Annotated in this window: 20 protein-coding genes; 7 read left to right on the forward strand and 13 right to left on the reverse strand. The window is 61.3% G+C overall.

Annotation, left to right across the window (positions count from 1 at the left end; all coding sequences use genetic code 11):
- Nucleotides 1–115 precede the first annotated feature (115 nt).
- Both C1896_15635 and C1896_15640 read right to left on the reverse strand, forming a co-directional pair.
- Entirely contained in the window at nucleotides 116–763 is a 648-nt protein-coding gene (locus C1896_15635; protein ID AZZ46206.1) for an adenylate kinase, read from the reverse strand.
- Between the two features lie 255 nt (nucleotides 764–1,018).
- Nucleotides 1,019–3,655: a phosphoenolpyruvate carboxylase gene (locus C1896_15640; protein ID AZZ46207.1), complete on the reverse strand. Its 2,637-nt coding sequence runs from the start codon at nucleotides 3,653–3,655 to the stop codon at nucleotides 1,019–1,021.
- 198 nt (nucleotides 3,656–3,853) lie between these two features.
- On the opposite strand from C1896_15640, the gene C1896_15645 reads away from it, so the two are divergent.
- From C1896_15645 to C1896_15655, 3 genes are all read left to right on the forward strand, one after another.
- On the forward strand, nucleotides 3,854–4,195 hold the full coding sequence (locus C1896_15645; protein ID AZZ46208.1) for a pilin assembly protein: 342 nt from the start codon (nucleotides 3,854–3,856) through the stop codon (nucleotides 4,193–4,195).
- A gap of 252 nt (nucleotides 4,196–4,447) precedes the next feature.
- The gene (locus C1896_15650; protein AZZ46209.1) at nucleotides 4,448–4,846 is read left to right on the forward strand and encodes a DUF4398 domain-containing protein; all 399 of its coding nucleotides are present in this window, start codon (nucleotides 4,448–4,450) and stop codon (nucleotides 4,844–4,846) included.
- 43 nt (nucleotides 4,847–4,889) lie between these two features.
- Nucleotides 4,890–5,693 carry a hypothetical protein gene (locus C1896_15655; protein AZZ46210.1) on the forward strand — a complete coding sequence of 268 codons (804 nt, stop codon included), beginning with the start codon at nucleotides 4,890–4,892 and terminating at the stop codon, nucleotides 5,691–5,693.
- A gap of 78 nt (nucleotides 5,694–5,771) precedes the next feature.
- Here C1896_15655 and C1896_15660 read toward each other — a convergent pair whose 3' ends face one another.
- On the reverse strand, nucleotides 5,772–6,110 hold the full coding sequence (locus tag C1896_15660; protein ID AZZ46211.1) for a hypothetical protein: 339 nt from the start codon (nucleotides 6,108–6,110) through the stop codon (nucleotides 5,772–5,774).
- A gap of 286 nt (nucleotides 6,111–6,396) precedes the next feature.
- Between C1896_15660 and C1896_15665 the strand changes: the two genes are divergently transcribed.
- Nucleotides 6,397–7,965: a 4-coumarate--CoA ligase gene (locus tag C1896_15665; protein AZZ46212.1), complete on the forward strand. Its 1,569-nt coding sequence runs from the start codon at nucleotides 6,397–6,399 to the stop codon at nucleotides 7,963–7,965.
- A 152-nt stretch (nucleotides 7,966–8,117) separates the two neighbouring features.
- Here the strand turns inward: C1896_15665 and C1896_15670 are convergent, their stop codons facing one another.
- The 8 genes from C1896_15670 to C1896_15705 all read right to left on the reverse strand — a co-directional run bounded on the left by C1896_15670 (nucleotide 8,118) and on the right by C1896_15705 (nucleotide 15,996).
- A complete protein-coding gene (locus tag C1896_15670; protein AZZ46213.1) occupies nucleotides 8,118–9,047 on the reverse strand; it encodes a glyoxylate/hydroxypyruvate reductase A in 930 nt (309 codons plus the stop codon).
- A gap of 51 nt (nucleotides 9,048–9,098) precedes the next feature.
- On the reverse strand, nucleotides 9,099–9,845 hold the full coding sequence (locus C1896_15675) for a class II aldolase (protein AZZ46214.1): 747 nt from the start codon (nucleotides 9,843–9,845) through the stop codon (nucleotides 9,099–9,101).
- A 65-nt stretch (nucleotides 9,846–9,910) separates the two neighbouring features.
- Nucleotides 9,911–11,593, reverse strand: coding sequence for a long-chain fatty acid--CoA ligase (locus C1896_15680; GenBank protein ID AZZ46215.1), 1,683 nt, complete (start codon nucleotides 11,591–11,593; stop codon nucleotides 9,911–9,913).
- Between the two features lie 21 nt (nucleotides 11,594–11,614).
- Nucleotides 11,615–12,397 (reverse strand): 5'/3'-nucleotidase SurE, encoded by a 783-nt coding sequence (locus C1896_15685; protein AZZ46216.1) that lies wholly within the window; start codon nucleotides 12,395–12,397, stop codon nucleotides 11,615–11,617.
- Entirely contained in the window at nucleotides 12,394–13,461 is a 1,068-nt protein-coding gene (locus C1896_15690; GenBank protein ID AZZ47699.1) for a phosphotransferase family protein, read from the reverse strand. The genes C1896_15685 and C1896_15690 overlap by 4 nt, the downstream gene beginning before the upstream one ends.
- Nucleotides 13,462–13,471: 10 nt before the next feature.
- A complete protein-coding gene (locus C1896_15695; GenBank protein AZZ46217.1) occupies nucleotides 13,472–14,239 on the reverse strand; it encodes a short-chain dehydrogenase in 768 nt (255 codons plus the stop codon).
- 34 nt (nucleotides 14,240–14,273) lie between these two features.
- Entirely contained in the window at nucleotides 14,274–15,485 is a 1,212-nt protein-coding gene (locus C1896_15700) for an acyl-CoA dehydrogenase (protein AZZ46218.1), read from the reverse strand.
- Nucleotides 15,478–15,996 carry a PaaI family thioesterase gene (locus tag C1896_15705; protein AZZ46219.1) on the reverse strand — a complete coding sequence of 173 codons (519 nt, stop codon included), beginning with the start codon at nucleotides 15,994–15,996 and terminating at the stop codon, nucleotides 15,478–15,480. The genes C1896_15700 and C1896_15705 overlap by 8 nt, the downstream gene beginning before the upstream one ends.
- Before the next feature lie 435 nt (nucleotides 15,997–16,431).
- On the opposite strand from C1896_15705, the gene C1896_15710 reads away from it, so the two are divergent.
- The 3 genes from C1896_15710 to C1896_15720 all read left to right on the forward strand — a co-directional run bounded on the left by C1896_15710 (nucleotide 16,432) and on the right by C1896_15720 (nucleotide 19,391).
- Nucleotides 16,432–17,466: a twin-arginine translocation pathway signal protein gene (locus tag C1896_15710; protein AZZ46220.1), complete on the forward strand. Its 1,035-nt coding sequence runs from the start codon at nucleotides 16,432–16,434 to the stop codon at nucleotides 17,464–17,466.
- Between the two features lie 78 nt (nucleotides 17,467–17,544).
- Nucleotides 17,545–18,084 carry an ABC transporter substrate-binding protein gene (locus C1896_15715; GenBank protein ID AZZ46221.1) on the forward strand — a complete coding sequence of 180 codons (540 nt, stop codon included), beginning with the start codon at nucleotides 17,545–17,547 and terminating at the stop codon, nucleotides 18,082–18,084.
- Nucleotides 18,081–19,391 carry a TRAP transporter permease DctM gene (locus tag C1896_15720; GenBank protein ID AZZ46222.1) on the forward strand — a complete coding sequence of 437 codons (1,311 nt, stop codon included), beginning with the start codon at nucleotides 18,081–18,083 and terminating at the stop codon, nucleotides 19,389–19,391. The genes C1896_15715 and C1896_15720 overlap by 4 nt, the downstream gene beginning before the upstream one ends.
- Nucleotides 19,392–19,451: 60 nt before the next feature.
- Here C1896_15720 and C1896_15725 read toward each other — a convergent pair whose 3' ends face one another.
- Both C1896_15725 and lysS read right to left on the reverse strand, forming a co-directional pair.
- On the reverse strand, nucleotides 19,452–20,747 hold the full coding sequence (locus C1896_15725) for a flavohemoglobin expression-modulating QEGLA motif protein (GenBank protein ID AZZ46223.1): 1,296 nt from the start codon (nucleotides 20,745–20,747) through the stop codon (nucleotides 19,452–19,454).
- Nucleotides 20,748–21,030: 283 nt separating this feature from the next.
- Nucleotides 21,031–22,533 carry a lysine--tRNA ligase gene (gene lysS, locus C1896_15730; GenBank protein ID AZZ46224.1) on the reverse strand — a complete coding sequence of 501 codons (1,503 nt, stop codon included), beginning with the start codon at nucleotides 22,531–22,533 and terminating at the stop codon, nucleotides 21,031–21,033.
- Nucleotides 22,534–22,640: the final 107 nt, after the last annotated feature.

Genomic DNA, 22,640 nt, shown 5'->3' on the forward strand with positions numbered 1-22,640 from the left:
CGGCGATTGTAGCAGTTGCGCTTGGGCCGATTGAACAATGACGGCCCCGCCGTCCTGCAAATCTGGGAGAAACGAAAACGGCCCGCAAGCGGGCCGTTTTGGGAATCAGGCGATATCAGCTGAGCGCAGCCATCACCTTCGAGGTGATCTGTTCCACGGAACCGACGCCTTCGACGCGGCTGCACTTCGGCGTGCCTTGGGCCGCTTCGAGGTTCTGATAGAACGCAACCAGCGGCTTGGTCTGGGAATGATAAAGGCTCAGGCGGTGGCGGATGGTTTCTTCCAGATCGTCCTTGCGCTGAATCAGCTCTTCGCCTGTCAGGTCATCGACGCCAGGCACCTTTGGCGGGTTGTGCTCGGTGTGATAGACGCGACCTGAAGCCGGATGCACACGGCGACCGGACAGGCGACCCACGATCTCTTCATCGTCTACTGCGATTTCCAGTACGTGGTCCAACTTGACGCCGGCATCACGCAGCGCTTCGGCCTGTGGAATGGTGCGCGGAAAGCCATCGAAGAGGAAACCGTTGGCGCAATCGGGCTGCTGCAGACGCTCCTGGATCAGCGCGATGATGATCTCGTCGGAAACCAGACCACCGCTATCCATCACGTCCTTGACCTGCAGGCCCAGGGGCGTGCCGGCCTTGACCGCTGCACGCAACATGTCGCCGGTGGAGATTTGCGGGACGGCGAACTTCTCGGTGATGAAGCGTGCCTGTGTGCCTTTCCCGGCACCCGGCGCTCCCAGCAGAATGACGCGCATGGAGTGAGTCCTCAAGTTTGCAAAGGGATGCCGCCAGGATCGATGCAACGCACCCTCACCTCTGGCGAATCAAAAATTCTGGTTTGCCGCCATGCGACAAAAGGTTGAACACGATACACAGCGCACAGAATGCAGACAAGCGGCGCCCATTGCGCCTTGGCATGCCGATCCCGCGCAGCGTGAGGGGCCGAGAAAATGCCGCTCACTGCCCATGGTGGCGGTTGCCAGACGCCACCTGAGCGAGACTGCGAAGGATCAACCAGTGTTGCGCAGCCCTGCGGCAATACCCGCGACGCTGACCAGCAAGGCCTGCTCCAGAGGGCTTTCCGCCGGACTTTGCTGTTGCCGTGAACGCGCCAGCAGTTCGGTCTGCATCAGATGCAGCGGATCGAGATAGGTGTTGCGCAGACTGAACGCCTCCAACGTTGTAGGGCTGTGCGCCAGCAGCTCTGACTGCTCGGTCAATTCAAGCACCGCCGCTACAGCCTGCGACAATCTGTCACGTAAATCGCGCCCCAACAGTTGTAGCTCTGCGCTGACCAGTCGCGCGTCGTAGCGTTCGGCTATTTCCGCGTCAGCCTTGGCCAGGACCATTTCGAGCATGTCGATGCGGGTGCTAAAAAACGGCCAGTGCTGGCGCATTGTCTTGAGGCGTTCACTTTCGCCTCGCTCCAGCGCCCCACGCAGCGCCTGCTCCCAGCCCAGCCAGGCGGGCAGCATCAGTCTTGTCTGGGTCCAGGCGAAGATCCAGGGGATCGCTCGCAGGCTTTCAACACCCCCTTCCCGGCGCTTCGATGGGCGGCTACCCAGCGGCAGACGCCCAAGCTCCTGTTCGGGCGTCGCCTGGCGGAAATACTCGACAAACTGCGGGTGATCGCGCACCACGCTGCGGTAGGTCGACACGCCGTCCGCTGCAAGCTGCTCCATGGTTTCGCGCCAGTCCGGCTCGGGCATAGGCGGCGGTAGCAGGGTCGCTTCAAGCACGGCAGCCAGATACAGGCTGAGGTTTTGCTCAGCGATATCCGGCAGGCCGAACTTGAAGCGGATCATCTCGCCCTGCTCGGTGGTGCGGAATCGCCCCGCTACCGATCCGGGTGGCTGCGAAAGAATCGCCGCATGCGCCGGTCCGCCGCCACGCCCAACCGTGCCGCCACGGCCATGGAACAGCAGCAATTCAACCTGATGAGCGCGGCAGATCTCGACCAGGCTTTCCTGCGCACGGTATTGCGCCCAGGCAGCCGCAGTGGTGCCGGCGTCCTTGGCCGAATCCGAGTAGCCGATCATTACCTCTTGCGGGCCGTGGAGCCGCTGACGATACCCCGGCAACCCGAGGAGTTTGTCGATGGTCGGCCCGGCATTGTCGAGATCGGCGAGCGTCTCGAACAGCGGCACGACCCGCATCGGCCGTCGCAGCCCAGCTTCCTTGAGCAGCAGCTGTACGGCGAGTACATCCGAGGCGCCCCTGGCCATGGAGATGACATAAGAGCCGAGCGATGCACCGGGCGCCTGCGCCACCACGCGGCAGGTATCCAGCACTTCCGCCGTTTCGGCCGAGGGCTGGAAGTTCGGAGGTAGCAAGGGCCGACGGTTGTTCAACTCCGATTGCAGGAAGTCGAGACGCTGCTGCTCGTCCCACTGATCGTAATGGCCGATACCCAGGTAGTCGGTAATTTCGGCCAACGCGGCAACATGCCGGGACGAGTCCTGGCGGACATCCAGGCGCACCAGAAACAGACCGAAGGCAGCAGCCCGGCGCAACGTATCGAGTAAGTCGCCATCGGCGATCATGCCCATGCCGCAGGCGTGCAGCGAGTGGTAACAGAGCTCCAACGGCTCGCACAGGTCCTGATTATCGAACAACACTTGCGCTGGTGCCGGCTGGTCATGCTCGATTGCACCGTTCGCCCAGTCACGCGTGGCTTGCAGGCGCTCGCGCAGGGTCTTGAGCAAGGTCCGGTAAGGCTCGGCCGACTGCCCGCTGCGGTTGAGCAGTTCATCGCTGGCGGTCTGCATCGACAATGCCGTGATCAGGCCGTCGATATCGCGCAGGAACAGGTCTGCCGCGACCCAGCGTGCCAACAGCAAGACCTCACGGGTCACCTTCGCCGTCACATTGGGGTTGCCGTCACGATCGCCGCCCATCCAGGACGCGAAACGGATCGGCGCGACGTCCAGCGGCAGGTGCAGACCGGTGCTGCGTTTGAGTGCTTGATCGGTCTGGCGCAGCACGTTCGGCAGCGCTTGCCACAATGAATTCTCGATAACGGCGAAGCCCCACTTCGCCTCTTCTACCGGTGTCGGTCGGCTGCGACGAATCTCCTCGGTGTGCCAGGCCTCGGCCACAAGCCGCTGCAGACGCAGCTCGATCTTGGCCAGTTCTCCTTGGCCAAGATCGGTGTGGTCCCGCGCCGCCAATTGCGCGGCGATGGCGTCGTATTTCTGGATCAGGGTCCGTCGTGAGACTTCAGTCGGGTGCGCGGTCAACACCAGCTCGATGTCCAGGCGGCCGACCTGGCGTGCCAGAAACTCCTGACCGAAGCCTTCACCCTTCAGGCGCTCGAGCAGGTCACCTAATGCACCAGCTTCGGTCGGGGCCGCTTCGTCAGGTCCACGCCTGCGCACCTGGTGATATTGCTCGGCGATATTGGCCAAGTTGAGAAACTGGCTAAAGGCGCGGGTCATCGGCAGCAGCTCGTCATCACCCAGCCCGTCGAGCGTGTCCTGCAACAGCTGGGCCCCATCAGCCGAGCCACGGCGCGCGCCTTTGGCGCCCTTGCGAATGCGCTCGATCTTGTCGAAGAAGGCATCGCCGTGTTGCTCGCGAATTGCATTGCCCAGCAGCTCACCGAGCAGATGAACGTTTTCGCGCAAACGCGCGTCGATCTTCGCCATGTTCGCCTCTCTTTACAGGCCGCCGCATCGGACGCACGTAAACAATGCTGCCCATGCTGAACGGCTACGCTGTATGAACCGTCCAAACAGAGTGCACAGCGTCTACGACGAAGACAAGGCATAGCAGAACAAGCCTGTCGATGCTGGCTCGCAATACCCGCCAATATTGCTCGCCAAGCGAGCTAAGGATTGAGCTAGATGAAAATTTCAGAACTGGTCCGGGAATGGGAAAGCAGCGCCACCGGCCGCATGAGCGCCGCGCAGTACACCATTCCGCTGGATGTCGAAAGCGCGGCAAGGCTGGCAGCGCTTGCCGAGATGTATCCCAAGCGCAGCACTGAAGAGCTGTTAGGCGAACTGGTGGGTGCGGCTCTCGAAGGGATTGAGACCAGCCTCCCCTACGAGCAGGGCTCCAAGGTGATCTCGACGGACGAGCAAGGCGACCCGATCTATGAAGACATCGGGCCAACGCCGCGCTTCCTGGCCTTGTCACGCAAGCATCTTGAGCGCCTGCTTGCCGAGCGCGCAGAGCAAGCCTGATCGATTTCGAACGTGGGCACCAACGTCAAATGGGCGTACTGAGGTGACGTGTCATCGTCCCCTCGCGCCTGCTAAATGGCTCTAGGCAGCCCTTTTCTACTCGTTGGGCTTGTTTTTACTGGAACGATTACGCCCAGCCGGCCTCACAAAAACATGCCCGTTTTATTTGCTGACCGCTCCTGACGAGTTCAAAGCACAGCCTAACGGGCACTGTTCTCGATATCCCATCCGATATCCCACTGGAGACTGGCCATGAAAATGAACACCATCGAAAGCCCTCTATCGCGATTTCAGCTGCCCAAGCTGGCAGCCGTTGCACTTGGGGGCCTGTTGCTGGTTGGTTGTGCCGGCAATCCACCAAACGAGCAGTTCGCCGTGACCGAATCGGCCGTGCGTGGCGCGGTGAGCGCTGGGGCCACCCAATACGCCCCTGTGGACATGCGCGCCGCTCAGGAAAAGTGGAAGCAGGCCGAACTCGCGATGCAGAAAGAAAACTATGAGGAAGCCCGTCGACTCGCCCAGCAGGCCGAGTGGGACGCCCGGGTTGCAGAGCGCAAGGCACAAGCCGCCAAGGCCCAGAAGGCCGTTGAGGACGCTCAGAAGGGGATTCAGGAGCTGCGCGAAGAAAGCATGCGCGGCCTTCAGCAATAACCCCTTCCCTTCCGCACTCTCATTTAGCAGAGGATGAATCGACATGCATAAGCTAGTAGCCATCCCCACAGCGATCGCCATGAGCATCGGCCTTGCTGCCTGCTCGTCGCAGCCAAACCAGAATCTGGAAACGGCACGCAGCGAGTTCTCGTCACTGCAGAGCAATCCGCTGTCACAGAAATACGCCGCTCTGGAAACTCAGGACGCCTCCAAGCAACTCGACGAAGCCAACAAGGCCTATCTGAACGACGCGGATGAAGAGCGCGTCAACCAGCTCGCCTACCTGGCCAACCGTCGGATTGACCTGGCCGAACAGACCATCGAACTGCGCAAGGCCGAGCAAGCGATCGAGCAGGCTTCCACGCAGCGCGCACAAGCGCGGCTGGAATCCCGTGAAGCGATGCTCAAGCGTCAGCAGAACGAGATCCGCCAGCTACAGCAGGATTTGCAGGCCAAGCAAACTGAACGCGGCACCCTGGTGACCTTCGGCGACGTGCTGTTCGACCTGAACAAGGCTGAGCTCAAGGCTGCCGGTATGCGCGACGTCCAGAAGCTCGCCGAGTTTCTCAACGAGAATCCGGAGCGCAAGGTCATGGTCGAAGGCTATACCGATAGCACGGGCTCGGATTCGTACAACCAGCAGCTGTCCGAGCGTCGAGCTGAAGCGGTGCGCCGCGCGCTCGTCCATTCCGGTGTAGAAATCGATCGAATCCAGACCGTCGGTTACGGTGAAGCGTATCCGGTTGCGAGCAACGACTCGCCTGCCAGCCGGGCGAGGAACCGCCGCGTCGAAGTGACGATCTCCAACGATAATCAGCGCGTGGCACCGCGTTCATCAATGGAGTAATAGCGGTTCGAGCCGCACCGTGACACCGAAGCCCGCCGTTATGGCGGGCTTCTTGTTTTGCAGCTTTGAACAGCGACGCTATGGCTTGTTTGCCGGTGCCCTCTCGGTTGGTACCTGCTGGCCCATACAGCGGATCGCACGCCTGCGATTGTCAACCAGCACGCCGGACAGGCCCTTCTGCTCGGTATCGAAAAGCACCAGCACACCGTCAATGCACTCTGCGACCTGTGGCGCGGGTTTGAGCGAGACCCGATAGTCTTCACCGGGAACGGTTTTGAGCATGGTGTAGTCGGCCAGCAACAGCGCGTCTTCCGGCTTGGCGATGTGCACATAACCGTAGTAGGACAGCACCGCAACGGTGCCGATGACGCTGCCGATAGCGGTGAGAATCAGCGGAATGGGGTTGCGTTCGGACATGACGGGTTCGCCTGATCAAAGAGCCGGCATTGTCGCAAAAATAACGACCTCAGCGCGAAATCCGCTGACCGCCCGACACCAATCGACCAAGCTAAGCGCGCGTCTGGCATCGCGGGTTCGCCATGCAAATGCCAGCAATCGTGAATATCAGTAATCACCCGTCATTGCCGAGGCGAATAGCGCTTCCCGCGCAGGCGCTAATTGCCGAAGGTTGTTCGATCTGCTGTGCTGCCATGCTTGCCGTTGCATGCAAGCGTCCTCTTGCCTTCGATAGAACGAGTCCGCAATGGATCTTTCCGCCAGCCCCGACGCTCTCGATCTGAACCATCCATTCGCTGCGGTCCCAGACCTTCTCGCCTATTGGGCCCGGCATCGGCCCGACCGTGCCGCGTTGATACAGGATGAGCGCCGCGTGAGTTATGCCGAACTCGACGCGCAGATGAGCAGCGTTGCTGCGGCCCTGCAGCGCGATGGGATGCACGCCGGCGATGTGTTGGCGATCTGTGCATACAACTCTATCGAATATGCCGTCGTGTTTCTCGGTGCGTTGCGCGCAGGCGTGGCAGTAGCCCCTCTGGCGCCCTCGGCCAGCGCCGAAAGTCTGCTGACGATGCTGGCTGACGCCGCGCCCCGCCTGCTGTTCGTCGACACCCATGCGGCCCAGCATCTGGAGCCGGTGGCAGCGCGCCTTCCTTGCCCAGCCCTGCGCCTGGAGCAGACGCCAGAGGACGGCTTGTCCGCCTGGCTGAGTGATGCAGCGCCAGAGCCCGTAGCGACCCAGCCGGAATGGGCGTTCAACATCATTTATTCTTCCGGCACCACCGGCGAGCCCAAGGGCATCGTGCAATCGCATGCCATGCGTTGGGCCCATGTACGCCGCAGTGCCGCGTACGGATACGGCGATGACGCCACCACGCTTATCTCCACGCCGCTGTACTCCAACACCACGCTGGTGGCCTTTCTCCCAACGCTGGCCCTGGGCGGCTGCGTGGTGCTGATGAGCAAGTTCGAGGCTGGCGAATACCTGCGCCTGGCCCAGCAGCACGCCGTGACCCATACGATGTTGGTGCCGGTGCAGTACCAGCGGCTCATGGCACGCGAGGACTTCTCGCAATACGACCTCAGCCACTTCCGCTACAAGATGTGTACCAGCGCGCCGTTCGGCGCGGCGTTGAAAGCGGATGTTCTGGCTCGCTGGCCGGGCGGGCTGATCGACACCTATGGGATGACCGAAGGCGGCGGAACCTGCATCCTCGCCGCCCACGAGCATCCGGACAAACTGCACACCGTCGGCAAGCCAGCCGAGGGGCATGACATCCGCGTGATAGATGATGCGGGTAACGAATTACCCGAAGGTGCCATTGGCGAGATCGTCGGGCATTCGCCAGCGATGATGACCGGCTACCTGAACAAGCCGGACAAAACGGCTGAAGCCGAATGGTTCGCCCACGACGGCAAGCGGTTCATTCGTACCGGCGACATTGGCCGCTTCGATACTGAAGGCTTCCTGATGCTGGTCGATCGCAAGAAAGACATGATCATTTCCGGCGGCTTCAATCTCTATCCAAGCGATCTCGAGGCGATACTGCGTGATCATCCGGCCATAGCTGACGTCGCCGTGGTCGGCGTGCCGTCAACGCGTTGGGGCGAAACGCCGGTGGCCTTCGTGGTGCTTTCAGAGCGTCAGACGGAGGCGCCCGAGGCGCTGCTGGATTGGTTCAACAGCCGCGTGGGCAAGACGCAACGACTGGCTTGGCTGGAGCTGATCGACGAGCTACCGCGGAGCGCCATCGGCAAAATACTCAAGCGGGAACTTCGCGATCGATACCTGGCCGAGCATGGAGCAGCTGATTGATCGCCGCCGGCTGACCCATCACCGCTAATTGCTGTACATCCCATCGCTGCGGCTTGCACGCGATGGGATTCGGAGTGCAATTACTCGCGGATCGTATCGGGGTGAGGGCCGCGTCCCGGCGAGCCCCGCGAATAAATTCCAGCCGAAGCTGATCAGTATCCGCGCTGGATATCGATCACGCCGCTGATAGATTGCCCGTCTTCCAGCGCCACGATCTTGTCCGCGATCTGGGCGATGGTCGCTTCGCGCAGGGTTCGCGCCGAGACATGCGGAGTGATAGTGACCTGTGGCATCTGCCAGAACGGATGCGACGACGGCAGCGGTTCTTCCCGGAACACGTCGAGCACTGCACGGGTCACCTTGCCCTCTTCGATGGCACGGCAAAGATCTTCGTCGACCAGGTGCTCGCCGCGCCCAACGTTGATGATTACCGCGTCAGGCCTTAGCCGCGACAGCAGCGAGTGGTCGATCAGATCGCGCGTACTGTCGGTCAGCGGCAGCGTGTTGACCAACACACGCGTTTCAGCGAGGAAGTCATCGAGCTCCACCTCGCCAGCAAAACTGCGCACCCCGTCTATGCCATGTGCGGAACGCGACCATCCCATAACCGGGTAATCCAGCGTCGCAAGCGTCTTGGCGACCCGCTGGCCGATATGCCCGAGCCCGAGCACACCGATCGGCCACTCGCTGCGCTCGATGGGCCGCCGTAACTTCCACTGTCCGGCCGCCTGCTGCTCACGATAGGCGTCCATGTCGCGACTGATGCCTATCACGTGATAGGCAACGTACTCCGCCATCTGCACCGCCATACCCGCATCTTCCAGGCGCACTATCGGGATATCGCGCGGCAGGTTAGGTATCCGCACCAGCGCATCCACGCCTGCGCCAAGGTTGAACACCGCCTTCAGTTGCGGCTCCTTGTCGAACAGCGTCGCGGGCGGATGCCAGACGATGGCGTAGTCAGCGGCGCAACTCGGATTGTCCGGCTGCCACACCTGGATTTCGGCGTCTGGCAGGTGTTGCTGGATCAGACTGGTCCAACGCTCTGGCTTGGGGTCGGCGGCGACGAAAAGGATTTTCATGGTCACTCAGCTTTATTCCTTGGAAGACGTCCGGAGCGCGCTAGCGTAGCGCTATATCGCATAGACATGACCATTGGCTTCCAGCAGACGCAACAATGCGGGCCAGGTCAGTTTGGCGGCGCTGCCCAGCTCGGCCGATTGCTGGCGAGTCGTCTCGATGGCAGCCGCTGAAGGCATATGGGTCGGGCCGCAGGCCTGAGCGCGCACCTGAATCTCGCATGCCTTCATCAGGAAATAGAGGTAGGTGAAGGCTTCGGCGACCGTGCCGCCTGCTGTCAGCACGCCGTGGTTGCGCAGCATCATCATTCGCTTGTCACCGAGGTCGCGGATCAGCCGCTCGCGCTCACTCAGGTCCAGCGCGACGCCTTCGTACTCGTGATAGCAGAGGTGATCGAGGCAGAGCATCGCCGTCTGGCTCAGCGGCAGGAGCCCATCGCGATGCGCCGAAACCGCGACGCCGTCAGCGGCATGAAGGTGCATGACTGCACCCGCATCTTCGCGGCCCATGTGTACCGCGCTATGGATGGTGAAACCGGCCGGGTTGACCCGATGCAGGCTGCCGCTCTGAACGATCTGCCCCTCCTGATCGACCTTGACCAGCGACGAGGCGGTGATCTCCTGAAACAGCAGGCCGTAGGGGTTGATCAGAAAATGGTGTTCCGGCCCCGGTACGCGGGCGGAGAGATGGGTGAACACCAGGTCATCCCAGCCAAAATGCGCGACCAGTCGATAGGCCGCCGCCAGATCCTTGCGCACCTGCCATTCGGCTTCCCGGTTCGTAGCGGTTGAATCTTGCATAGCATCTGCTCCGTTGATTTCGAAGGCGCCAGCCGGCGCGTGGCCTTGCAATGGCTTCGCTGCCGTCAGGCCTGCTCGGTGCTGGCGGCGTGTTTGCGGTTTTCTTCTTCCTGCAGCGCACGCCACATCAGCTTGCCCGTGGAGGACCGCGGCAACGACGCGACGAACTCCACGTAGACCGGCGCCTTGTAAGCGGCCATCTCGGCCTTGCACCAGTCGATGATGTCCTGCTCGCTGACCTGCCCGGCCTGCCCATCGCGCAGCACGACACAGGCCTTGACCGTCTCACCGCGCTTGGGGTCGGGCCGCGAGATCACGCAGCACTCCTGGATCGCTGGGTGGCGGTACATCAGGCTTTCCACTTCCGACGGCCAGACTTTGAAGCCGGACGCGTTGATCATCCGCTTGACCCGGTCTACCAGGAAGAAATAGCCCTCTTCATCGTAGTAGCCCATGTCGCCGGTGCGGAAAAACCTGTGGCCGTCCAGTTCGATGAATGCGCGCTCGGTCTCTTCCGGACGGTTCCAGTAACCCTGGAACAACTGCGGCCCACGGCTGATGATTTCGCCTACCTCATTGGGGCCAAGCTCTTGCCCGGTATTCAGATCGATGACGCGGCTGTCGACGTCGAATACCGGAATCCCGAGGCACTGCGCCTTGGGTCGCGGCACCGGGTTGATATGGGTGGCCGCGATGGTTTCGGAAAGTCCATAGCCTTCGATGTAACGCAGGCCGGTAAGCCGATGCAGCTTCTCCTCAACCGCCTTGGGCATTGCTGCGCCACCGCCGCCGACGCTGACCAGGCTGGACAGGTTGTAGCGCTCCAGGTCCGGATCGGAGAGGAAGTCGATGGCCATCGTGGCGATATTCACCCAGCCGGTCACGGCGTGGCGCTCAATCAGTTGCGCCGCAACCTTGCGGTCCCAGCGGGTCATGATCACGGCGGTGCCACCGTTGTAGATCGGCCCGCTCATGGCGCCCTGCATGCCCGTGACATGAAAGTAAGGCAGTGTCGCGAGGATTACCGATTCGCTGGTGCTGTTGGTCCAGATGATGCGATGGATGATGGTCGCCATCGCCGAACGATGGGTATGCATGCAGCCCTTGGGCGCGCCGGTGGTGCCGGAGCTGTAAGGGAACACACAGAGATCGTCCGGACCGGCCGTGTGCGGACCGGGTGCGTGGCCGGCCGCGATAGCCTCGCGCCACGCGGTGCCGCCTGAGAACGTCGGCGCCGCGACGGGCGCCTGCACTTCGACCGGCAGTGCCAGGTCGGTGGGCTGGCGGACATACTCTGAGTAGGCCGCAACGATTACCTGACGCAGCTGCGCCGTGCCGACTAGCGGTGCGATGAAGCCGGTCAGCTCCTGACCGCAAATACATACGGCCGCGCCCGTGTCGTGCAGGTAGTGCTCCAGCTCGGCGCTGTGGTTCATCGGGTTAACCGGTACCACCACCGCATCCGCGCGCAGGATCGCGTAGTAGGCGATGGTGAACTGCGGCGAGTTCTGCATATACAGCAGCACCCGATCGCCCTTGGCGACGCCCAACTGCTGAAGGTAACCGGCCATCGCTTCGACTTCGCGCAGCAGTTCAGCGTAGGTGATCAAGGTGTCGTAGAAAACCATCGCCGTCTTGTCCGGGAAACGGCGCGTGGAAATCTCGAGATTGGTGAACAGGCTGGTTTCCGGCACGCTCAGGTGCTTAGGCAGATCCTCGGGCCAGACCGCATGATGGCGAGTGAACATTTCTGAACTCCTGAATCGCGGTTAAAGGGCCAAGTCGGCCATGGCCCTTTCTTCGCCCCACTCGAGCCAGCCCCGGGTGTCGCGCAAGGGTGTGATCGCGATGCGCTTTTCACGCAGCGCAGCGACGTCGGCCTCAGGGGCGACGATATGTGCAGACGAATGCTCGAAGCCAAGCCACCAGTACGGCAAGCCGCGCCCGTCACGCCCTGCCTGCAAACGAGGCCGGGTGATCGAGCCGCGCGATTGCTGGGTCATTCGCAGATGGCTGACGAGGTCAGCCGAACAAGCCGGGAAATTCACGTTCCAGCAACAGCCGTTTTCTTCAAGACGCGCCCAGAGCGCACGGATTGTGGTTTCCGCGTAGGTCTCGACACAGGACCAATCGATCCCTGTGCGATCAAGAAAGGCCTGGCTCAGGCCGATGGCCGGAATGCCCAGCAGGTCGGCGCTGAGTACCGCGCCGAGGGTGCCCGAATAAGGCACCGAATCGCCGATGTTCGCCCCGCTGTTGACGCCGGACAGCACCAGATCAGGCGGCGAGTCCTGCAGCCATTCGGCCATGGCGAACATCACGCAATCTGATGGCGTTCCCGAGACGGCGAAACGCCGCTCACCATGGTGATACACCCGCAGCGGCGCGTGCACGGAAATGCCCTGACCGGTACCGCTCTGGTCGTGCTCGGGCGCCACCACCCAGACCTCTTCGGCCAGTTGCGCGGCGATCCGCTCGAGCAGCGCCAGCCCCGGCGCAGCAATACCGTCATCGTTGGTCAATAAAACGCGACGTAGCAACGGAGCGCTCATACGGTTACCCCGCTGCCATTCTGGGCGATCCGCCAACCTGCTTCAGCCAGCAGGCCGGCGCGCTGACCAACCTGCAACGCATCGGCATTGCTGGCATTGCCCTGCAACGCCCGCGCATAGACGCCCTGCAGGATCGCCGCGAGCCGGAACAGTGAAAACGCCACGAACACATGCCAGTCGTCGATGGCGTCGCGCCCGCTTCTCAGGCAATACCGTTGCAGTACCGATTGCTCGGACGGAATGCCCTGCTCCTGCAGATCGATGCCGATCAATCCACGCAGTCCGTCGACACCCGCCGGCAGGTGATACGGCAAGCAGAAGTAGGCGAGGTCTGCGAGCGGATGGCCGAGGGTCGACAGTTCCCAGTCGAGAATTGCCGCCACCTTCGCCTCACTCGGATCGAAAATCAGATTGCCGAGCCGGTAGTCACCGTGGGCAATGGCGCACTCGTCGCGCTGCGGCGCCTGCTCAGGCAACCAGCGCATCAGCTGTTCCATCGCCGGCATGTCACCGGTCCGGGACGCCTGATACTGGCCGGACCAGCGCTTCACCTGGCGCGCGAAGTAGCCCTGAGCCTTGCCAAAATCACCCAGGCCCACCTTTTCGACGTCAACTTGATGAAGCTCGGCCATCGTATCGATGGCGGCCAGATGGATCGGCCGGCGTTCGGCGGTAGTCAGTTCGTTCAACGCTGGATGGCCGAAGATCCGTCCCTCTATGTGATCCATGACGTAAAAGGCGGTGCCGATGATGGTTTCGTCCTCGCACAGCAGATGTACGCGTGGCACCGGAACAGTGGTGTGCTCGGACAGGGCACCGATCACCTTGTATTCACGCTCGACCATATGCGCAGACGGCAGCACCTTGCCCGGCGGTTTCTTGCGCAATACGTAGCGGCGACCGGCACTTTCCAGAAGGTAGGTGGGGTTGGACTGGCCGCCCTGGAACTGCCGAACCTTTAGCTCGGGGCCCAATTCGGGCAGCTGCTGCCGAAGGTATTGAGCCAGCGCCGCCTCATCAAAACGATGCGCGGGAAGCACGTCGATCAGTTCGGGTTCGTTCATCGCTTCGCCCTCAGCATGCGGTTTCGCCGCCATCCGCGACGATCACCTGCCCGGTAATGTAGGCACTGGCGGGCGCCGCGAGAAAGACTGCCAGCCCGGCGATGTCCACCGGTTCGCCGATACGACGCAGCGGCGTTTTCTCGGCAGCACGGCGGACTCGCTCCGGATCATCGAGCAACGCCTTGGCGAAATCGGTACGTACAAGTCCCGGGGCGATGGCGTTGACGCGGATGCCTTTGGGCCCCCACTCCGCCGCCAGATTGCGCGCCAGCGCCGCCTCGGCGGCCTTGGATACGCCGTAGGTGCCGATCACCGTATTGCCGCGCAGCCCGGCGATGCTCGAGAGCATGATCACCGCCCCCTCCCCTCGCTCGGCCATCTGTGACAACACCATGTTCGAGAGCCAGAAGGTGCCCTTGACGTTGGTGTCCATGATCTTGTCCCAGGCGTCGTCGGTCAGCTCGCTGGTCGGGCCATAAACCGGATTGGTGGCGGCATTGCAGACCAGCACGTCGATGCGTCCCCAAGCCTGCAGTGTGGTGTCGACCAGCCGCTGCAGGTCTTCCTTGCGACCCACATGGCACGGCACGGCGATGGCCTCGTAGCCAGCCGCGTTCAGCTCGGCAGCCACCGCTTCGCAGGCGTCAGCCTTACGACTGGAAATCACCACGCGCGCGCCGCAACGGGCCATTTCTTCGGCGATGGAGCGACCGATACCGCGAGTCGAACCAGTGATCAGCGCCACCTTTCCGGACAGGTCGAATAATGGGTTGGTCATCGGACGGCATCCTTTTGTTGGTTTTGTCGGAGGCTCAGCGCTTGCTGGCGTAGTTCTTCAGTTCCAGCTTGGCGATGGTGTCCAGGTGTACCTCGTCCGGGCCGTCGGCCAGACGCAGGGTCCGCTGGTGTGCCCAGGCCGCTGCCAGAAAACTGTCCTGGCTGACACCCTTGGCGCCATGGACTTGAATCGCGCGGTCCAGCACCCGCAGCGCCATGCTCGGTGCGGCGGCCTTGATCATCGCGATCTCCTGACGTGCTACCTTGTTGCCGACGGTGTCCATCATGCGTGCCGCTTTCAGCGTCAGCAGGCGGGTCTGTTCGATTTCGATGCGCGAACGTGCGATGTCCTTGCGGATCGAGTCGAAGTCAGCCAGCGGCTTACCAAACGCGACGCGCGAATGCACCCGCTCGCACATGGCTTGCAACGCCCGCTCGGCTACGCCGATGGTGCGCATGCAATGGTGGATGCGCCCTGGGCCGAGTCGCCCTTGGGCAATTTCGAAGCCGCGGCCTTCGCCGAGCAGCATGTTGCTGGCAGGCACCCGGACATTGTTGTAGTGGATTTCGGCATGGCCATGAGGCGCGTGGTCGTAACCAAACACGTGGAGCGCACGGACGATCTCGACGCCAGGCGTATCCAGCGGCACGAGGATCATCGACTGTTGCCGATGCCGCTCGCCCGAGGGATCGGTCTTGCCCATGACGATGGCGATCTTGCAGGTGGTGGTCATTGCGCCTGACGACCACCACTTCTGCCCGTTGATCACATATTCGTCGCCTTCACGGCGGATCTCACAGGCGATGTTGGTCGCGTCGGATGACGCAACCTCGGGTTCGGTCATGGAGAAGCAGGAGCGAATCTCGCCGTTGAGCAGCGGCTTGAGCCACTGTTCCTGCTGCTCTGGCGTGCCGTAGCGCGCCAGCACTTCCATGTTCCCGGTATCCGGTGCGGAGCAGTTGAAGACTTCGGCGGCGACATGCGAGCGGCCCATGATCTCGCAGAGGTGGGCATACTCGAAATTGGTCAGCCCGGCGCCGTGTTCGCTTTCCGGAAGGAACAGATTCCACAGTCCCTGCGCTCGGGCTTTAGCCTTGAGTGTTTCGAGGATAGGCGGCGGTGCCCAGCGATTGTTGGCGGTGGCAACCTGCTCGTGAAAGACATGTTCGTTCGGGTAGATATGTTCATCCATGAACGCCGTGAGTTGCTGCTGGAGTTCCAGCGCCTTGCCGGTCAGTTCATACATTGCCATCTTCCTTCTTGTTGTTAGGTGCGAGGAAATCCATCGGCACGCCTTGCGCCTGCTCGCTGCCGGAGCGCAGTCGGAAGGTCGCCTCACCAATCGCCAGCAGGCGATCATCTGCGTCGCGCACCTCACCAGAGCTGTTGAAAACGCGAGTCCCACCGGCACGTCGCCGACCAATGGCGCGTATCACGCCGCCCGAGCATTGACCGGTAAAAGTCGTGTTGAGCACCAGGGTGATGGCCTTGCGAACGCGCCCCGGATAAGGGCAATAGGTGCCAGCTTCCGCGAGCACCACATCCAGCAGCGCAGTTATCACGCCGCCATGAAGCACGCCGGCCATATTCAGGTGGCAGGCCTGCACATCGAGCTCGATCACGGCTTCGTCTTCAGTCCAGGACACCTGACGATAGCCAAGCACCTGGTGAAAGCCAGGCAGGTCGCTGCCTCCGCTGATCGGCAAATGATTCGTCCGGCTGTCGTCAACCGGCAGCTCCGTCTCCTGCCCTTTCATCGCGCCACTGCCGCGTAGGCGCTAACAGCGACAGAACCGGAGCCTGCACATTGCGTCTGGATGTTTCTTGCGTCGAGGCGCATGGCGAGTCCTCTCGATTGTTTTTGTGGGGAGTCCTCTTCTTTTTGAAGCTGGCATGCTTGAAACACTGCGTCAATTCGGAATCCAGTTCCATCAGGCAGAATTATGATGCCCCACAAACAGAACCGTCTAAGCTCAACCTTTGCTGGACAGGCAACGATTAGCCAGTCGCAGGACGCCGAACTCATTATCGAGAAAGGCCGCGATAGCCTTCTGCTAGCGCTTGAAAAAGCCCCGCGCTATGTTAGCTTTCGATCAGCCCTGCAAAAGTCAGTTCTGCTGTGCGAAACAAGCATGCGACGCACGTGATACAAAGATGGCCTCAGCCAGACAATTACAACAAGAGGACGCGTTATGAAATCCATGCTCAAAAAGCTACTCGTTCCCGCCGGTCTGGTAGCACTGGCGGTTTCCGCCATGGCTCCGCAGATGGCGGCCGCACAAGACGTCACCAAATGGCGCGTGCAATCGCATTGGCCGAGTGCCAGCAGTTCCTATCAAGACAGCCTCGTCAGACTCAAAAACGAAATCGAGCGGCGCACCGATGGTCGTCTGGAGTTGCAACTGTTCGAGTCCGGCGCGCTGTTCAAGCCGCAGGAAACCTTCAATGCCGTCAGCCGCGGTATCGTCCAGATGGGCACCATCTCCCCCGGTTACGCACAGGACAAGATGACGCTCGCCGGTATCGCCTCCGGCCTGCCCTTCGCTTTCCAGAATGTCTGGGAGGCTGCGTACTTCCATAAGCAGATGGGCTTCGAGGACATGCTTCGTGAAGAAGCCGCGCAACACGGCGTGTACTGGTCGACCGACAAGGTCTACCCAACTGAAATGGTGGTGAAGAAGCCGATCAACAGCTGGGAGGATTTCACCAAGCTAAAGATTCGTTCATCCGGTGCGCTGCAGAAGTTTCTCGACGAGGCTGGCGCTTCGACCACCTATCTGCCTGGCGGCGAACTGTACCCGGCGCTCGATACCGGCGTGGTTGACGGTGCCCATTGGGGTGCCGTGCAAGGTGCCGCCAGCATGAGCTTCTACGAAGTGGCGAAGAATCACGTGCGGCCAGCACTGAACATCGCCGGCACCGATGTGATCATCATCAGCCAGAAAGCCCTGGACAAGCTCTCCGAGCGCGACCAGGAGATCGTCAAACAGATCCTCGATGAGCAGTTCTGGTATCGCACCAACGAGTACCTGTATCAGGAACAGATCGCCTTGCAGAAAGCCATTAAGGAACAGGGCGTAACGGTCAACGTATTGCCGGAAGACGTTCAGGCTCGGCTCCGCGAAGTGGCGAAGAAGACCTGGGAAGAAGAAGGCAAACGCAGTGACAAGTCGGCCGAAGCCCTGCAAAAGCTCAAGACTTTCCTCAGTGACCTCGGCTACCAGTAAACCCCTCGCCTGACCCATCCTCGGCGCGATCGCGCGCCGGGGGTGCGATTCGCTCAATCCTTGCTCGTGGGGCCTGTCATGCGCCTGATTCATGCCTACATCAACAGCATCACCCGGCTCAACGAATTCATTGGCCGCTGGGTGGCCTATCTGATCTTCCTGATTTTCATGCTGCTGCTGCTCGAAGTCTTCATGCGCTATCTGTTCTCGAGCCCGACCTCCTGGACCAACGAACTCGGACAGATGCTGTTCGGGGCCTATGTCGTGCTTTCTGGTGGCTATGTCATGGCGCACCGGGACCACGTCAATGTGGATTTGCTCTACGCCTCCTTCGGTCCGCGCACACGCGCTTGGGTCGATATCTTCACCTCAAGCATGTTTTTCCTGTTCATGGCTGCACTGCTGTATTTCGGCAGCTCCATGGCCTGGGAGTCGGTTCAAGGCATGGAAACCTCCTACTCCGCCTGGAATCCGCCGGTCTGGCCGATCAAGGCGATGATCCCACTGGGCACCTTGCTGTTGTTGCTGCAGGGGATCGCCAAGCTGCTGCAGGACATCCTTATTGCGCTAGGACATGAATCACCCAGCGACACCAGTCACGCGGGGGATGCGCAATGAGCATTGAAATCACCACGCTGCTGTTCTTCCTGACGCTGGTCTTCTTTCTGGTACTCGGCTTGCCGCTGGCCTTTGTGTTGGGCGGTGTCTCGGTGCTGTTCCTTTACTTCACCTGGGGCGTTGACGCCTTCTATATGGTCGCCTCGCAGATGTGGGGCACCATGGAAAGCTTCACGCTGGTGGCCATTCCGCTCTTCGTATTCATGGCCATGCTGCTCGAACGAACCGGCGTAGCACGCGACCTCTATCGCATGATGCACCTTTGGTGCGGCGGCATGCGTGGCGGGCTGGCAATCGGCACGCTGGGGATCTGTGCGGTGTTCGGCGCCATGGTCGGTATCAGCGGCGCGGCGGTCGTGGCGATGGGCACCATTGCCTTGCCTGCGATGCTCGAACGCGGCTACGACAAACGAATGGTGCTCGGCTGCATCAACACCGGCGGCGGCTGGGGCATCCTGATTCCACCAAGCATCATGATGATCCTTTACGCGATGATCAGCGGCCAGTCGGTCGGCAAGATGTTCGCGGCAGGCGTCTTGCCGGGTCTGCTACTGGTCGCGCTGACCGTTACCTACGTGCTGGTGCGCTCGTTCCTGCAGCCCCATCTGGCACCCGCACTGCCTAAGGAAGAGCGAGGCAGTTGGGGCGACAAGCTGCGCGCGATACGTGCAGTGCTGCTGCCCATCGGCATCGTTGTCATGGTGCTCGGCTCGATCATTGGCGGCTTGACGACCCCGACCGAGGCAGCCGCAATGGGTGTATTCGGCGCGCTGATCTCCGCTGCCGTCTACCGCAAGCTGAACTGGCCTGTGCTGCAGGAAGCCGCCATCCGCACGTTCAAACTGACCGGCATGATCGCCTGGATCCTGTTCGCCGCCCACGCGTTCAGCTCGGCGTATCAGGGTATGGGCGCGCAGTCGCTGATCGAAGGGCTGATGATGGATCTGCCTGGGGGCCGCTGGGCCATCATCATCGTCATGATGGCGATCGTCTTTGTCATGGGCATGCTGCTCGACCCCGTCGGCATCATGCTGATCACGCTGCCGGTATTCCTGCCAATCGTCGCTTCACTCGGCTTCGATCCGATCTGGTTCGGCGTGCTGTTCGTGATCAACATGGAAATCGGCTACATGACGCCACCGTTCGGGTTCAACCTGTTCTACCTGAAAGGCATCGTGCCGCCCGGCATCACCATGAAAGACATCTACTGGTCGGTCATACCCTTCGTGATCGTCAACATCATTGGCATGGGCATCATCATGCTATTCCCGGAGATCGCAACCTACCTGCCGAATACGCTGTTCTGACGACGGGTCGCTGAAACGAAAAAGCCGGAGCGAAAGCTCCGGCTTTTTTGTGCGCTCCGGTCAGATGATATTGGCGTAATCCGCTTCGATCCGATCCAGGCTCAGGTGATTGAGGAAGTTGGAAAAACACATCCAGGCCGACAGTGCGTTCAGGTCCTGGAATTGTTGTGGCAGGTACTTGGGCGGCACCACCATGCCCTCCTCGACCAACTGGCGCAGGGTGCGCATGTCTTCCAGCGTGGTCTTGCCACAGAACAGCAGCGGAATCTGCTCCAGCTTGCCCTTGCGCACCGCCAGCTGAATGTAGTTGTAGATCATGATGAAGCCCTTGAGATAGGACAGGTCTTTGGTGAAGGGCAAGCCATCGGGTGTCGAACCGCGGAAGACGCGGCTGGCATTGCCGTAGCTGTCTTCCTCCGAATAACCCTGCTCACGGAAGAAGCCGAACACATCCAGAAAATCCGCGCCCTCTTCGGCCATGTGGATGGCGCGGGTGCGGTTGGTGAGCTTGCGCAGGCGGGTCGGGTAAGACGCAAAGGCGATGACTTCCATCAGGATTGCGAGGCCTTCCTGGGTCACCGTCGACGATGGCGGACCTTTGGCGAGGAAGGTGCAGATCGGCTGGTTCTGCCCGTTGAGCGTGGTGCCGACATGCACCAACCCTTCGTGAACTTCCAGCGCGCGCACATCGCGCTCGTTGAACATGGCATCGCTGCGGATCTTGATGTAGTCGGCACCGGCCGCGGCGTCGGCGAGGATGCCGTCGGACTCGAACACCCGGATCACGCCCTCGCCTTCACCGAACACCAAGTCCAGCCGGCGCTGGAGCATATCCACCGCCTGCGGTGCGGTCAGGATCTTGGCTTCGTCTTTCAGATCGCCGCGGTCGGCGATATTGTTCAGGTAATCAGAAAGCATCAGCCCGAGGTCGGCGAGCGTCGGATCACCGGCATGGAAGGCGTCCGAAGCGGCACCATAAAGCTCTTGGGAAATCAGGCCGAAATCGGCGGTGCCGCGGGCCTCGAGCATGCGGATCACCATGCGGTATTCCTTGCACATGCGTCGCATGATCTGCCCGACCGGGTTGAATTGCCCCAGCTGACGGGTGATGTCGCGCTCGATGTTCTGGAACTCTTCCTTCTTGGCGCTGGAATCGAAGCCCAGCGGACGGCCCTCGTAGTAGGCGCGGTCGACCTTGGGCAGCTCACGGCCGCCGGCGGCGAAAAAGCCCTGGCGGACGTTGTCGTCCCACTTCACCGCATCGAGCACCCGCACCGGGGTTTGCGCCTCGACGATGCGATCGGACAGGCCGCGCACCGTGAGTTGGTATTCATCCAGGTTGTTGCGGGTATTCATCCGTACCTCGTCAGTGATGAGCCGTCGCCTTCAAGTTATACACCAGCGGGCCATGGCAATCCGTGCCCGGTTCGCGAACGGCCCGCTAAGCGTATGGAAGTGTGTCGGCGGACATCGACCGATCTGAACCCGGCCGAAGAGGCCAGCTGGATAGCCCCAGCGATGCCGCCTAGGCCTGAGCATGACCTTGGCGGAGTCACCCTGTACCCCGCGCCGCGATCTCAAATCACAGCGTGGGTAAGACGGCCGCTCGACCGAACATCCGAGCGGCTGCGCGCCATGGTCAGACTTCGGGACGCATGTGCGGAAACAGGATCACGTCGCGGATCGAGGGCGAATTGGTCAGCAGCATCACCAGACGGTCGATGCCGATGCCTTCGCCCGCAGTCGGCGGCATGCCGTATTCCAGCGCACGGACGAAGTCGGCATCGAAATGCATGGCCTCGTCGTCGCCAGCGTCCTTATCGCGGACCTGTGCATGGAAGCGCTCGGCCTGGTCTTCGGCATCGTTCAACTCGGAATAAGCGTTGGCAATTTCACGGCCGCCGATGAACAGCTCGAAGCGGTCGGTGACGCTTGGGTCGTCGTTGCTACGACGCGCCAGCGGCGAGACTTCGAACGGGTAACGGGTGATGAAGGTCGGCTGCTCCAGCTTGTGCTCGACCAACTCCTCAAAAATCATCACCTGCAGCTTGCCCAGCCCTTCGAAGCCGAGCACCTTGGCGCCGGCCTTTTTGGCGATGGCACGTGCGGTGTCGATGTCCTGCAAGTCGGCGGCGCTGATTTCGGGGTTGTACTTCAGAATCGCATCGAACACCGAGAGCCGGGCGAAGGGCTCGCCGAAGTGGAACAGCTTGTCGCCGTACGGCACATCGGTACTGCCCAGGACCAGCTGCGCCAGCTCGCGGAACAGCTCTTCGGTGAGGTCCATGTTGTCTTCGTAGTCGGCGTAGGCCTGGTAGAACTCGAGCATGGTGAACTCGGGGTTATGCCGGGTCGAGACGCCTTCGTTACGGAAGTTGCGGTTGATCTCGAAGACACGCTCGAAGCCACCGACCACCAGGCGCTTGAGGTACAGCTCCGGCGCGATACGCAGGAACATCGGCAGGTCCAGCGCATTGTGGTGAGTTTCGAACGGCTTTGCCGCGGCGCCACCGGGGATGGTTTGCAGCATCGGCGTTTCGACTTCGAGGAAGTCGCGCTCGTTGAGGAACTTGCGGATATGGCCGATCACCTGCGAACGAACACGGAAGGTGTGGCGAGTCTCCTCGTTGACGATCAGGTCGACGTAACGCTGGCGGTAGCGCTGCTCGGTGTCGGTCAGGCCGTGGTGCTTGTCCGGCAGCGGGCGTAGCGATTTGGTCAGCAGGCGTACGTCGGTCATCTCGACATAAAGATCGCCCTTGCCTGAACGCGCCAGGGTGCCTTCAGCGGCGATGATGTCGCCCAGGTCCCAATGCTTGATCGCTTCCAGAGTATCGGCCGGCAGCGTCTTACGATTGACGTAGACCTGGATGCGCCCTGTCATGTCTTGCAGGACCATGAAGGCGCCGCGATTGAGCATGATGCGTCCGGCAACCTTTACCGGGATCGCCGCTTCAGCCAGCTCTTCCTTGGTCTTGTCGACGTACTTCTGCTGCAGGTCGTTGCAATAGCTGTCGCGACGGAAGTCGTTGGGGAAAACGTCGCCCTTGGCGCGTTCGGCAGCCAGTTTTTCCTTGCGCTGAAGGATCAGGCTGTTTTCTTCCTCGTGGATGGCGTGCTGGTTCAGCGGTTGTTCGCTCATGGTTTAAAAATGCCTAGATCGAATGAATGAATCCCGGGGAGGGTGTGTTGGAAGGCGTTTCACTTCAGCCCACCATGGCCTGCCCCTATTTTGGTGGGCTGAAGCCC

Source organism: Pseudomonadaceae bacterium SI-3 (genome assembly GCA_004010935.1).
Classification (GTDB): Bacteria; Pseudomonadota; Gammaproteobacteria; order Pseudomonadales; family Pseudomonadaceae; genus Stutzerimonas.

Coding starts and splice junctions, on each gene's coding strand:
- C1896_15635 (AZZ46206.1), bottom strand. CDS start 763: ATGCGCGTCATTCTGCTGGGAGCGCCGGGTGCCGGGAAAGGCACACAG.
- C1896_15640 (AZZ46207.1), bottom strand. CDS start 3,655: ATGGCGAAGATCGACGCGCGTTTGCGCGAAAACGTTCATCTGCTCGGT.
- C1896_15645 (AZZ46208.1), top strand. CDS start 3,854: ATGAAAATTTCAGAACTGGTCCGGGAATGGGAAAGCAGCGCCACCGGC.
- C1896_15650 (AZZ46209.1), top strand. CDS start 4,448: ATGAAAATGAACACCATCGAAAGCCCTCTATCGCGATTTCAGCTGCCC.
- C1896_15655 (AZZ46210.1), top strand. CDS start 4,890: ATGCATAAGCTAGTAGCCATCCCCACAGCGATCGCCATGAGCATCGGC.
- C1896_15660 (AZZ46211.1), bottom strand. CDS start 6,110: ATGTCCGAACGCAACCCCATTCCGCTGATTCTCACCGCTATCGGCAGC.
- C1896_15665 (AZZ46212.1), top strand. CDS start 6,397: ATGGATCTTTCCGCCAGCCCCGACGCTCTCGATCTGAACCATCCATTC.
- C1896_15670 (AZZ46213.1), bottom strand. CDS start 9,047: ATGAAAATCCTTTTCGTCGCCGCCGACCCCAAGCCAGAGCGTTGGACC.
- C1896_15675 (AZZ46214.1), bottom strand. CDS start 9,845: ATGCAAGATTCAACCGCTACGAACCGGGAAGCCGAATGGCAGGTGCGC.
- C1896_15680 (AZZ46215.1), bottom strand. CDS start 11,593: ATGTTCACTCGCCATCATGCGGTCTGGCCCGAGGATCTGCCTAAGCAC.
- C1896_15685 (AZZ46216.1), bottom strand. CDS start 12,397: ATGAGCGCTCCGTTGCTACGTCGCGTTTTATTGACCAACGATGACGGT.
- C1896_15690 (AZZ47699.1), bottom strand. CDS start 13,461: ATGAACGAACCCGAACTGATCGACGTGCTTCCCGCGCATCGTTTTGAT.
- C1896_15695 (AZZ46217.1), bottom strand. CDS start 14,239: ATGACCAACCCATTATTCGACCTGTCCGGAAAGGTGGCGCTGATCACT.
- C1896_15700 (AZZ46218.1), bottom strand. CDS start 15,485: ATGTATGAACTGACCGGCAAGGCGCTGGAACTCCAGCAGCAACTCACG.
- C1896_15705 (AZZ46219.1), bottom strand. CDS start 15,996: ATGAAAGGGCAGGAGACGGAGCTGCCGGTTGACGACAGCCGGACGAAT.
- C1896_15710 (AZZ46220.1), top strand. CDS start 16,432: ATGAAATCCATGCTCAAAAAGCTACTCGTTCCCGCCGGTCTGGTAGCA.
- C1896_15715 (AZZ46221.1), top strand. CDS start 17,545: ATGCGCCTGATTCATGCCTACATCAACAGCATCACCCGGCTCAACGAA.
- C1896_15720 (AZZ46222.1), top strand. CDS start 18,081: ATGAGCATTGAAATCACCACGCTGCTGTTCTTCCTGACGCTGGTCTTC.
- C1896_15725 (AZZ46223.1), bottom strand. CDS start 20,747: ATGAATACCCGCAACAACCTGGATGAATACCAACTCACGGTGCGCGGC.
- lysS (AZZ46224.1), bottom strand. CDS start 22,533: ATGAGCGAACAACCGCTGAACCAGCACGCCATCCACGAGGAAGAAAAC.